Here is a 12,856-nt window from a genome sequence, read left to right as displayed (position 1 = left end):
GGACAACTGTCGGATAAGCAGCGGGAACGCCCCTCCAAAGCGACCGAATCGGGCGTGTCGGCCGGAAAAGTCTCAGGGCTTTCCCCGGAATGCCCCTGAGGCGCGGCTGTACTAGCGTCCTCCACATGAGACAGCGAATAGGGTCGATGCTCGTCGCCGCGGCGACGATCGGCGGCGTGCTGTTCGGCGTGACGGGGCCCGCGAACGCGGTCGCGAACGGCGAACCCGTACCCATCGGCAAGTACGCCTTCTCCGTCAAACTGACCATGACCGGCATTCCCACGGCCGACGGCGGCAAGCGGAACAGCGCCTGCTCGGGCGCCCTGATCTCGTCGCGCTGGGTGATCACCGCGGGGCACTGCTTCCGGGACGCCGCCGGCGTCCGCGTGGAACGCCCGGTCGCCGACCTGACCACCGCCACGGTGGGGCGCACCGATCTGACCGACACCACCCGTGGTCACGAGATCGAGATCGTCGCGGTCCGCCAGTCGCCCACCGCGGATGTCGCCGTGGCCCAGCTGGCGAAGCCGGTGCGCGACATCCGCCCCATCAAGATCGGCCGGACCGCGCCGGAGATCGGCACCATCGTCCGCCTCACCGGTTACGGCTCCACCACCAGCGTCAACCCGGCCCCGGTGACCCGCCTGCAGACCGGCCTGCTCCAGGTGGCCGAGCTGAGTGCCAACGTGACGGGCCTTCAGGGGTACGCCCCGTCGCCGGACACGACGCCATGCCCGTACGACTCCGGCGCGCCGTTCTTCACCAAGCGCGGCGAACTGGTGGCCGTGGTGAGCACCGGGCCCTCCTGCCCGCACATGGGCATCGAGACCGCCGCCCGGACCGACAACATCGCCTCCTGGATCAGGCAGGCCACCCGCTAGAACACGATTCAACGGCCGGCCGTGGGGAACAAACCCCACGGCCGGCTTTCTGCTCTGTGAGGACCGCCACGGTCGGTTACCGACCAACATGGTCCGCTACCGACTACTCTGGTCCGCATGCCGCGCCCGACCAAGCAGCAGATCGACGACGAGATCCTCGAAGCCGCGGCCAGCCTGTTCGCGCGGCACGGCTTCAAGGAGACCTCCGTCCAGCGCATCGCCGACGCGGTGGGCTACTCCAAGACCGGCCTGCTCCACCGCTATCCGACCAAGGAGTCGCTCCAGCAGGCGGTGGTCGACAAGGCGCTCAGCGCGGTCCGCGAGATCGCCGAGCAGGTGCAGGGCCTGCCGCCCGGCCCCGGCCGCGACCGCGCGGTGCTCACCGAGATCGCCCAGCTGGCCATGGACTTCCCCGGCACGGTGGCCCTGCTCCTGTCCGGCCTGCAGAGCGATCCCGAGTCCGATCTGGGTCTCGCCCTGCACGAGCTCGGGCAGGGCATCTTCGCCGCCTTCGCCCTCGAGCCCGAGTGTGACAACGCCCGCGCCATCCGCGTGGTGGGTGCCCTCGGCGCGCTCGTCCTGCTCGGCATCACCATGCGTGACAAGCCCCTGGTCGTCACCCTCGACGACCTCATCGCCGTCAGCTACGACACGCTCGGCCACAAGTAAGGAATCTGCTCATGGCAACGTTGCTGCATCGCCTGGGACTGGGCTCGGTACGACACAAGGCCATAGTCATGGTCGTCTGGCTGGCGGCGCTGATAGCCCTCGGCGTGGGCGCGGCGACGCTGTCCGGCAAGACCGTGAACACGTTCGAGATCCCCGGCCAGGAGTCGACGGTCGCGCTCAAGCTGCTGCGCGAGCGCTTCGGCGCCGCCTCGGCGGGCGCGTCGGCCCAGGTGGTCTTCGAGGCCCCCAGCGGCGCCAAGATCACCGACCAGGCCAACGCGGCCAAGGTCGCGGCCACTGTCGAGAAGCTGGGCAAGCTGCCGGGCGTGCTCGCGGCCAGCAACCCGCTCGACCCGAAGTCGCCGACCGTCTCGCGCGACCAGAGCACGGCGTACAGCACCGTGAGCTACGGCGTGCAGAACTCGGAGATCACCGTCGAGGAGCGTGAGGCGCTGACCGCGGTGGTCGACGACGCCCGCGCGGGTGGGCTGACCGTCGAGGCGCGCGGCGACGCGACGCAGGAGTCCGGGGCCGACATCGGTGGCACGGGCGAGATCCTCGGTGTCGTCGTCGCGCTGGTGGTGCTCGCGGTGACGTACGGCTCCCTGGTCCTGGCCGGTATGAACCTGCTGACGGCGCTGGTCGGTGTGGCCATCGGCGCGCTCGGCATCACCACCTTGACCGGCTTCGTCGACCTGCAGTCGACCACCCCGATCCTCGCCGTCATGCTGGGCCTGGCCGTCGGCATCGACTACGCCCTGTTCATCGTCACCCGGCATCGACAGGAGCTCCGGCGCGGGCTGCCACCGGCCGAGGCGGCCGCGCTGGCCGTCGGCACGGCCGGTTCGGCGGTCGTGACGGCCGGCCTGACCGTGGTGATCGCGCTGGCCGGCCTGTCGGTCGCCGGCATCCCGTTCCTCACCGAGATGGGCCTGGCCGCGGCGGCGACGATCGTGGTCGCCGTGCTGGTGGCGATCACCCTGCTCCCGGCGATCCTGGGCGCGCTCGGCATGCGCGCCCTGCCGAAGAAGGCCCGCTCCAACCCGGCCGCGGCGCCGGTGCGCGACCGGGGCTTCTTCCGCGGCTGGGCCGGCCTGGTCACCGGCCGCCGCGTGATCAGCCTGGTGCTGGCGGTGGCGGCGCTGGCGGTCGTCTCGATCCCGTTCTTCTCGCTGCGCACCACGCTTATCCAGAAATCGCCCGACGGCAGCAGCGCGGCCAAGGCCGACGCCATCATCGCCGAGCGTTTCGGCGCCGGCTTCGCCGGTCCGCTGCTGGTCCTGGTCGACGGTTCCGGTTCCCCGGCGTACGCCACCACGGTCCAGCAGAAGGTGCAGTCGCTCCCCGGTGTCGCGGTGGTGGCCCCACCCCAGCCCAACCAGGCCGGAAACGCGGCCCTGATCACCATCATCCCGGCCTCGGGCCCGGAGGACACCGCCACGATCGACCTGGTCCACGCCATCCGCGACGACGTGGCCGACGGCCCGGAGGCCAAGGTCTACGTCACCGGCACGACAGCGGTCAGCATCGACGTGTCGCAGAAGCTGGACGAGGCCCTGCCGCGCTACCTGATCCTGGTCGTAGGACTGGCCTTCATCCTGCTGGTGCTGGTCTTCCGCTCACTGCTGGTCCCGGTGGTCGGCGTGCTCGGCTTCCTGCTGACCATCGGCTCGGCCCTGGGCGCGACGGTGGCGGTCTTCCAGTGGGGCTGGCTGTCGGATCTGGTGAACGCCCAGACCACCGGCCCGCTGCTGAGCCTGGCCCCGATCATCATCGTCGGCATCCTGTTCGGCCTGGCCATGGACTATCAGGTCTTCCTGGTGTCACGAATGCACGAGGCCCACGCACACGGAGCCTCCCCGAAAGACGCCGTGGTGACAGGCTTCAAGCAGGCGGCCCCGGTGGTGGTGGCGGCGGCCACCATCATGTTCTCGGTCTTCGCCGGCTTCGTCCCCGAGGGCAACGACACGATCAAGCCGATCGCGTTCGCCCTGGCCATCGGCATCCTGTTCGACGCCATCGTGGTCCGCATGATCCTGGTCCCGGCCGCGATCGCCTTGATGGGCCGCTCAGCGTGGTGGCTCCCACGCTGGCTGTCCTGGCTCCCGGTAGTGGACGTGGAAGGCGCCGCCCTGGAACGCGAGACCCCCACCAACCGCCACGAGGAGCAGACCGTAACCACGTCCTGACCTCACTGGCGCCCGAGACCACCGGGCGCCGCACCGCATCGAGCCGGCGTCCGGATCACCGAGCGCCGGCTCGGCTTTTCCCGACCGTCGACGACCCGTGCCGATCACGGACGTCTGCTTTGGCTGCCTCCGCGCCTCGGCTCCGATTCCGGGGTCGCTCCTGTCCGCCGGAACTAGCATCTGATCCCGCCCATGCCCGATATTTCGGGCATGGGCGGTAATACGACTGATCGAGTCATGTGTGCGGGCGACAGCCGTTCCGTCGCGTAGCCGGGTTGGTCGGGGATGGGGATGGTCGCGTTGTCGGGGAGTTGGGCGGGCGGGCCGGTCCCGTCGCGCAGCCGGTGGCTGAGGTGCGGGGTCGAGGGTGAACTGGTCCCGTCGCGCAGCCGGGCCGACGAGGAAGGCGGGGTTGGGAGGAGAATGACGGGAATGTCGCGGCGCGGGCGAGAAGGGGCTCGCCTGGCCGTGACCCTGCGAGGCCGGCGATGGCTCGGGCCGGAAGCTGGGTCCGCCGGAGGAGTCCGGCACCCGAGCAGGCTGCGGCATTTCTGAGCGTTCAGGTGGCGGAGACTTACCGGCGATATCGTAAATATCCGGAAGTAAGCGGCCAAATGACCAGCGTGACAGCCGTTCGGTTGCTGGAATTGAGGGCATGTGGCCGGAGTCTGAAGTTGAAGCGGGCGGGTTACCCGGTGCCGAGGTCCGCGGCGCCCTGGAGACCTGGCGCGAAGGGCTGGTCGATCTGACCGGCGCCAACCCGCTCCTCAACTTTGCCCGGATCGCCGCGACCTCTGTCGAGATCACCGGGCCCTCGCCGAAGGCGATCGTCAAGGTTCTCCAGGAGGGCGGCGGCTACGCCTTCGAGAACGACGGGTCGGCGCATGTTCTGCGCACCGATCTGCCCGACGAGGTGCTCGGCGCTCTGCTGCACCGCTTCTACCGGCGCTCCCGGGCCGAGCTCCAGGACCGTGGCGTCTCGCCCCTCTATCTCGGCGTCGGCATGATGCACTGGGCGGACGACGACGGTTCGCCGTACGAAAGCCCGATCCTGCTCGTCCCGGTCGAGATCGACCCCACCGGGCCCAAACTGGTCGCCCGGCCCGAGGATCCGATCGTCAACCCGGCGCTGGTGATCCGGATGGCCGACCTCGACATCGAGATCCCTGAGATCAACTCGCTGGCCGAGCTCGACGTGACGGTGTTGTGGGCCAAGGTCGACGTGGCCATCGGTGAGCGCCGCGGCTGGTACGCCGACGAGACCGTGGTGCTCGCGTGCCTCAGCGTGCACCGCGAGGCGATGTACTACGACCTCTACGAGAACGAGCCCCACATCGTCGAGCACCCCGTCGTGCGGGCGCTGGCCACCCATGACGCCGACCGGGCGTTCGCCTTCGAGCCGATCGCGCCGGAGAAGATCGATCAGGTCGCTCCGCCCGAGGACACTCCGCTGCTGCTCGACGCCGACGCCTCGCAGCGGGTGGCCGTCGCCGCCGCCCTGGCCGGGCGCAGCTTCGTGCTCGACGGGCCGCCCGGCACCGGCAAGTCGCAGACCATCGCCAACATCGTCGGCGGGCTGCTGCACGCGGGCAAGCGGGTGCTGGTCGTGTCCGAGAAGGCGGCCGCGCTCGACACCGTGCAGCGCCGCCTGACCGACGCCGGCCTCGGCAACTATCTGCTCGCCCTGCACAGCAACCTGGTCGGCCGGCGCGAGGTGGCCACCGCCCTGGCCGCCTCGCTCGAGACCGACCCGCCGGCGCTGGCGACCATGGACCCGATCGACCGGCGGGCGGTCCGGGAACGGCGGGAGCGCCTCAGCGCGTACGCCGAAGCTCTGAACCGCGTTCGTCAGCCGCTCGGCCGGAGTCTGTTCGACGTGCTGGGCGTCTGCACCCGGCTGCTCGACGCGCCGGCCGCGCCGGTCGCCACCATCAACCCGCAGGACCTGACGGCCGAGTCGCTCTACCGCATCCGCGACGCCGTGGCCCGGCTCGGGCGGGTGAGCAGCGAGAGCTATCTGTGGCGTGAGGCCACCGACCGCGAGCCGCTCGACGGGCGGCTGCGCCAGGCCCTGACCTCGCTGACCAAGCTGGCCGAGGCGGTCATCGCCAACTCCACCCTGGCCGACGCGTTCGACCTGCACGAGCCGGCCGGCGCGGCCAAGCTCGCCGCCCTGGCCGGGCATGCCGCCAAGCGGCCGCCCAAGGTCGAGGAGGAATGGCTGACCATCGAGAGCCTGGCCCCGGTGCAGAAGGCGGCCACCGACCTCACCCACCACCTGGCCGCGCTGCGCTACGGCGGCATCCCGTGGGCCGAGCTGCCGTCGGCCGAGGAGCTGACCGGCGTTCCGGACCTCTCCGAACTGGTGCCCGAGGCGGTCGACCTGGGACCGCTCAACGCCGCCCAGGCCGACCACCTGGCCAACAAGTTCGCCGAGGAGGCCGACCGCCTGGAGAGCCGGCACGAGAGCATGGACCGGGTCACGGCCCGGCTCGGCCTGCCCAACGTGGTCACCTTCCCCGACTCGGCCCGCGTCATCACCATCGCCGACCTGATCGGCCGCGAGCACAAGCCGGAGGCGGCCTGGTTCGAGCCGGGCGGCATGGCCAGGGCGCACGCCGCCGTCCGCGCTCTGCGGCTGGCCGTCGAGGCCGTGGCCGAGACCGAGACCCAGGCCAAGCGGCACTTCAGCGAGGAGGTGCTCAACGAGCCGGTCACCGAGATCGCCGACCGGCTCACCCGGCACCGCGGCCCGCGCAAGCTGCTGCGGCCCTATCGCCGGGCCAAGGACGCCGCCGTCGAGGCGGCCCGGCCCGAGGTCAAGCCGGCCGAGGCGATCGCCAACGTCGAGGACGCGGCCGCCTGGAAGCAGGCCCTGGAGGACCTGGCCGACGTCGAGGCCGAGCACGCCGAGATCCTGGGCCGGCACTGGAACGGCCGCGACACCGACTTCGCGGCCATCCAGGACGCCCTGCACAACGCGGACGAGGTGATCCGCGAGGTGCCGGCCGACGCGCTGCCCGCGGTGACCGTGCACGTCTGCGCGCCCCGGCCGAACAGCGCCCTGCTGCGCATCGTCGGCGAGGCCCGCGACGAGTTCACCCGCTTCCGCACCACGCTGCGCCCGTCGCCGGCCCGCGCGCCCCGCCCCGAGCTGGGTGAGGGCCCGATCGCCGACGCCGTCACCTGGTTGCGCGCGCACATCGCCCCGCTGCACGCGGCGGCCGAGATGATCCGCGCCTACAGCGTGCCCACCGGCCGCGACCTGACCCTGACCGAGGCCCGCGAGATCGCCGCCCAGCGGCAGAAGGCCACCGACGCCGAGACGGCGATCTGGGCCGACGCCGCCACCCACGCGGCCGTGCTCGGCTCGGTCTACCGGGGCACCAAGACCGACGACGAGGTGATGAACGAGATCGTCGCCTGGACCGCGCACGCCCGCCGGGTGCTCACCGGCGAGGACGCCCCGCTCAGCCCGGCGCAGGCCCACGCCCTGATGGAGGCCCACCCGACCGAGGGCCTGCCGGCCGCGGTGGCCGGCTGGGAGTCGGCCCGGGGCCAGGTGCTCGACGCCTTCGGCCCGGCCCGGCACGGCGAGCTGGTCGAGCGGCTGGGCGACTACGACAACGCGCGTGACCTGCTGGTCGAGCTGCTGCACGACACCGAGGGGCAGCACGAGTGGTTCCGCCACGAGGACGCGCGCAGCGTGCTGGTCGAGCACGGGCTGGAGGGCGCCCTGGCGTACTGCGCCGGCGAGGACATCCCGGTGGAGCACGTGTGGCCCGTACTGGAAAGGGCTTTGCTCCGGGGTTGGGCCGACGCCGTGATCCGGGACGACCCCGGGCTGCACCCGTCGTCGGCCGAGGAGCGCACGCACATCGTCGAGGTGTTCCGGCTGCTCGACAACGAGCTGACCGCGGCCGCGCTGGCCGACATCGTCTACGCCGTCGAGGCCCGCCGCCCGTCGTCGTCGGCCACCGGCGAGCCCGGCATCCTGCGGCGCGAGGGCAACAAGCAGAGCGGTCACCTGGCCGTGCAGGACCTGCTGGCCCAGGCCCGCCACTCGGTGCAGGCGCTCAAGCCCTGCCTGCTCATGTCGCCGCTCGCGGTCAGCCGCTATCTGCCGCCCGAGATGGAGTTCGACATGGTCATCCTCGACGAGGCGTCGCAGGTGACCACGGCCGACGCCATCAACTGCATCTACCGCGGCGACGCGCTGGTGGTCTCCGGTGACCATCAGCAGCTGCCGCCCACCTCGTACTACGACCGGGTCGAGGACGACGTCGACGACTTCCCGTCCATCCTCGAGCTGGCCCGCGACACCTTCCCGGTGCTCCACCTGACCTGGCACCACCGCAGCAGCCACGAGGCGCTGTTCGCCTTCGCCGACCTGGCCTACTATCACGGCCGGCTGGTCAGCATGACCCGCGCCTATCCGCAGGAACCGGACCACGGCGTCGAGATGTACCTGGTGGACGGCGTCTACCGGCGGCAGACCACCTCGGACAACCCGATCGAGGCGGACGCGGTGGCCGAGCGGGTGCTGCACCACTACACGACCCGCCCCGGGCAGACGTGCGGCGTGGTGACGCTGTCGGTGGCGCAGGCCGACGCGATCGACGACGCCGTGCGCCGGGCGGTGGCCGAGCGCCCCGACCTGGAGCATTTCTTCACCGACGACGATCGGCTCACCGGCTTCTTCGTGAAGAGCCTGGAGGCGGTGCAGGGCGACGTCCGCGACGTGATCATCCTGTCCGTCGGCTACGGCTACGACGAGAACGACAAGATCAGCACGAACTTCGGCGCGCTCAACCGCCCGATGGGCTGGCGCCGTCTCAACGTGGCCATCACCCGCGCCGCACGCCGCATCGAGGTGGTCTCCTCGATCCGCTCGGGCGACGTTCCCGACATGGGCAACGAGAGCGTGCGTCATCTCAAGGCCTATTTGGAGTACGCCGAGAGGTCCGCCGCGACACTCGGGCGTGACATCGCCGATCGCGAGGGCGCGTCGCCGTTCGAGGACACGGTGTCGGCCGCGCTGGTCGAGTGGGGCCACCGGGTACGGCGTCAGGTCGGCGCCGCGGGTCACTGGATCCCCCTGGCCGTGCTGCATCCGGGCGAGGAGAAGGACGTCTTCGCGCTCGGCATCGAGTTCGACGGCCCCGAGTACGCCCGGGTCCCGTCCGCCCGCGAACGCGACCGCCTGCGCGACGAGGAGCTGCGCGAGCTCGGCTGGCACGTGCACCGCGTCTGGTCGGTGGCCTGGTATCAGGACCCCGAGGCCGAGAAGGAGCGGCTGCGGCTGGCCATCGAGCGGGCCCTGGCCGACCCGGTCGGCGTCGACCAGTTGGCCGCCCCGGCGCCCTCGTCCTACCGCGCCATCTCGGGCGAGCTGCTGCCGCCGGTTCACTCCGACGAGGACGTACCACTAACGAGTGAATAGCCGGTATTCGCGCATGGTGATCTCTTCGCCGGGTAGGCGTGCCCGTTCATGTACACGTGTCGTTGGCCGGTCATGCAGAGCCGACCTCAGCATGCCCTTCTGGCCCTCGCCTGCGAGGCCGTCGTCACGTTGCGCGAACTGCCGCTCGGTGCAGGCGGTCATGCTTAGACGCCATCCGTTCGCCCGCCGCACCGTAAGAGAAGGCCGAGTTTCTGTCACGGCGGACATCGACAACGCCGTCACCATCGTGACCGTGCGGGGATCGTGGGGCCGGTCGCTGAGCCGGGACGCGTTCCTGGCCCTCAAGAGATCACTGGGCGGACACCCCGACGCGGTGATCATCGACCTCTGCGACCTCGACGACCCGCACGCGGCCAGCGCCCTCACCTGGATCACGGCCCGCCGGGTGGCCGACGCCATGGACCCGCCCGTGCACGTGGTGGCCTGCGCGCCGCCCACCGGCGTGCTGGCCGACCGCCTGGAACGGCTCGGCGCCGCGTACTACCTGCCGACCTACGCCGACCCCGCCCTGGCCCGCGCCGCCGTGACCGCCGCCCGCCCGCACACCGACCAGCGGCGCCTGTCCCTGCCGCCCGAGCCGGACACCCCCGCCCTGGCCCGGAACCTGGTCACCGACGCCTGCGCGGCCTGGCGCCTGCCGGCCGCGGTGCTCTATCCGGCCCGGCTCGTGATGAGCGAGCTCGCAGGCAACGCGGTCGAACACGCCCGCACGCCGATCGTGGTCGTCGTCCTGCGCCGTGACGAGGGCGTCCACCTGGTCGTCAACGACCGCGACCCGCGCCTGCCCACACTGCTGCCGATACCGAAAGAGCCGCCGGGCGACCTGTGGAACGCTCGCGGCCAGGGGCTGCGGACCGTCCAGGCGGCCTCGGCGGCATGGGGAGCGCTGCCGACAGCGGAAGGGAAGATGGTCTGGGCGACCATCTTCCCTTCATAGCTATCGCTTGGCCGAAACCTTCTCCGGTTCGACCTGCGTCGTCGACACCTCATCGACCGGTGGCGCGTCGGCCAGGCGGGCCCGCTCGAACGGGTTGCCGTACTCGTGCATGGCCTTTCTCGCGAACGCCTGCTGCTCGGTGGCGACCCGCTCGGAGCGGCCGCGGCCGAGGAAGCTGACCGCCCAGTGCACCACCGTGGTGAACCTGTTCTTGAAACCGACCAGGTAGAACACGTGCACGACGAGCCACATCACCCAGGCCAGGAAGCCCGACAGGCGGATCTTGCTGCCGATGCTGGCGACCGCGGAGAACCGCGAGATCGTCGCCATGCTGCCCTTGTCGAAGTACTTGAACGGCTCACCCGGGGGCTTGCGCCGCAGCCGGCCCTTGATGGTCTGACCGGCGTACTTGCCACCCTGGATGGCGACCTGGGCGACACCGGGCAGCGGGCGCCCGGTCGACGGGTCGTTCAGGTTCATCATGTCGCCCAGCACGAAGATCTCCGGGTGACCCGGTACCGTCAGGTCGGGGTTGACCATGATGCGCCCGGCCCGGTCGACCTCGGCCCCCGTGGACGCCGCGATCTTGCGAGCCAGCGGGGGAGCGGAGACACCGGCCGCCCACACCTTCGTCATCGACGGGATGCGCTGGTGACCGCGCTCCGACTCGACCTCGATGCCGGTGCGGTCGACGTTCACGACCTTGGTGTTCAGCTCGACCTCGACGCCCATCTTGTGCAGCTGGGCCAGCGCCCGCGTCGACAGGTGGTCGCCGAAGGTGTTCAGCACCGCGCCCACGGCGTCGATCAGGATGATCCGGGCCCGGCGCGGGTCGATGTGCTTGTACTGCCCCGGCAGGTTGCGGTGGGCCAGCTCGGCGATCTGACCGGCCATCTCGACACCGGTCGGGCCGGCGCCGACGACCACGAAGGTCAGCCAGCGCTCCTTGGCCTCCTCGTCCTCCTGCAGATCGGCGATCTCGAAGGCACCGAAGATCTTGGCACGCAGCTCGAGCGCGTCGTCGATGCTCTTCATGCCGGGCGCGTTGTCCGAGAAATGATCATTCCCGAAGTACGACTGTGAGGCGCCGGCGGCGACGATCAACGAGTCGTACTCGACCTTGTAGTCGATGCCGGGACCGGCCACGGAGATGACCTTGTTGTCGGTGTCGACGCTCTCGGCCCAGCCGAGCTTCACGTCGACGTTGTCCTGGCCCCGCAGAACCTCGCGGATCGGCGGTGCGATCTCTCCCTCGGACAGGACGCCGGTGGCCACTTGGTAGAGCAAAGGCTGGAACAAGTGGTACGCGGTGCCGTTGATGAGCGTGATGTCGACGTTGGCATTGCGCAGCGCCTTGATCGCGAAAAGACCCCCGAAGCCGGCGCCGATCACTGCCACCCGATGCCGCTGCATTGACACTCCCTCGGTGCTCGGTGACTCGTCTAGTAGAGCACCCTGAACAGGCTCAGTATGCCGTGAGAACCGACACTGTGGAGCGCCCGGCGCAAATCGCACGCCGGGCGCCGATCATCAGCTTGCCCAGCGCAGCGAGGGATTAACCCGCCCGCTCCAGTCGAAAATGGCCATGTTGTCCCAGCCGTCTCCGGTACCGTTGATGTTGGCGGGGTCCCATCCGTTGCCCTTGATGGCGTACCAGGTCGGCTCCCAATAGAAGACGCCGACCGCGCCCGCGTTGCGCGCGGTGTTCTGCACCCAGGTGAACTGCTGCGCCTGCCCGGCCCACGACGCCGGGATGTTGTCACAGAGGACGGTGCCGGGTATCGAGTTCTTCTCGCTGTCCGCGTCGGCGGTGGTGAACTGGTAGGCCGTCTCGGCGATCACCACCGGTTTGCCGTAGCGCGTGCGCACGTCGGTGATGACGTTGTAGAGGTTGGCCAGAGAGCCATGCCACATACAATAGTAGGACAAAGCGGTCACGTCCCAGGTGACGCCCTGAGCTTTGATGCCGTCGTAGAACCAGCGGGCGTTGGCCATGCTGTCGGCGTCGGCCGTGTGGATCCAGACCTGGGTGGCGCTGTTGCAGGCCTTGACCGCGTTGTAGCCCTGCTTGAGCAGCGAGGCCAGCGGCGCGAAGTTGTTGGAGACCACCTGGCCGCGCGGCCACAGCATGCCGACGTTGATCTCGTTGCCGACCTGGATGCTGTCGGGGGTGGTGCCCTGCGCCTTGAGGGCGGTGCAGACGTCGTACGTGTAGTTGTAGACGTCGGACTGGAGCTGGGTGAGGCTGTGCGAGGCCCAGGCGGCCGGTGGATATTGCTTGCCGGGGTCGGCCCAGGTGTCCGAGTAGTGGAAGTCGATCAGCAGCTTGAGGCCCTTGGACTTGATCGACTTGGCTTGCTGGAGCACCTTGGCCTTGTTGTTGTAGCCGCTGGCCGGGTTGTTCCAGATGCGCAGGCGGGCGTAGTTGGCGCCGGCCGACTTCAGGATGTCGTACGGATCGGCGGCGGCGCCGGCCGAGTTGTAGTACTTGCCGCCGAGATCGAGGGTGCGCTGCAACGACGACACGTCGGCGCCCAGCATGGTGAGGGTGTTGGTGGCCTGGGCCGGTGCGGGGGTCAGCGTCGCGATGATCGCCAGGACGACGGCGACCACCGCGGCGCGCGGGGACGGTTTCATTTATCGCTCCTTCACGACGAAGGGGGACGGGCCGGCGCCCTGGAAAGGACGCCGGATCGGTGCCGTGGAGCGGTGGTTC

The 12,856-nt window shown here is 70.2% G+C and carries 7 protein-coding genes; 5 read left to right on the top strand and 2 right to left on the bottom strand.

Features of this window, described 5'->3' with window-relative positions:
* The first annotated feature begins 125 nt into the window (after positions 1 to 125).
* From ACQP2X_RS33080 to ACQP2X_RS33060, 5 genes are all read left to right on the top strand, one after another.
* Positions 126 to 881 carry a S1 family peptidase gene (locus ACQP2X_RS33080; protein ID WP_498688605.1) on the top strand — a complete coding sequence of 252 codons (756 nt, stop codon included), beginning with the start codon at positions 126 to 128 and terminating at the stop codon, positions 879 to 881.
* Between the two features lie 117 nt (positions 882 to 998).
* Positions 999 to 1,550, top strand: coding sequence for a TetR/AcrR family transcriptional regulator (locus ACQP2X_RS33075; RefSeq protein ID WP_498688604.1), 552 nt, complete (start codon positions 999 to 1,001; stop codon positions 1,548 to 1,550).
* Between the two features lie 11 nt (positions 1,551 to 1,561).
* Entirely contained in the window at positions 1,562 to 3,739 is a 2,178-nt protein-coding gene (locus tag ACQP2X_RS33070; protein ID WP_498688603.1) for an MMPL family transporter, read from the top strand.
* 655 nt (positions 3,740 to 4,394) lie between these two features.
* Positions 4,395 to 9,182, top strand: coding sequence for a PDDEXK-like endonuclease domain-containing protein (locus ACQP2X_RS33065; RefSeq protein WP_498688601.1), 4,788 nt, complete (start codon positions 4,395 to 4,397; stop codon positions 9,180 to 9,182).
* A 253-nt stretch (positions 9,183 to 9,435) separates the two neighbouring features.
* Positions 9,436 to 10,140, top strand: a complete 705-nt coding sequence (locus tag ACQP2X_RS33060; RefSeq protein WP_498688599.1) for an ATP-binding protein — start codon at positions 9,436 to 9,438, stop codon at positions 10,138 to 10,140.
* Here the strand turns inward: ACQP2X_RS33060 and ACQP2X_RS33055 are convergent, their stop codons facing one another.
* Positions 10,141 to 11,553, bottom strand: a complete 1,413-nt coding sequence (locus ACQP2X_RS33055; RefSeq protein ID WP_498688596.1) for an NAD(P)/FAD-dependent oxidoreductase — start codon at positions 11,551 to 11,553, stop codon at positions 10,141 to 10,143.
* Positions 11,554 to 11,670: 117 nt separating this feature from the next.
* Positions 11,671 to 12,777, bottom strand: coding sequence for a glycoside hydrolase family 53 protein (locus ACQP2X_RS33050; RefSeq protein ID WP_498688593.1), 1,107 nt, complete (start codon positions 12,775 to 12,777; stop codon positions 11,671 to 11,673).
* Positions 12,778 to 12,856 lie beyond the last annotated feature (79 nt).

Source organism: Actinoplanes sp. CA-131856, from assembly GCF_050956135.1.
Lineage (GTDB): Bacteria > Actinomycetota > Actinomycetes > Mycobacteriales > Micromonosporaceae > Actinoplanes.
Note: the sequence above shows the minus strand (reverse complement) of the source record. Positions and strands in the feature narration are given on the sequence as shown.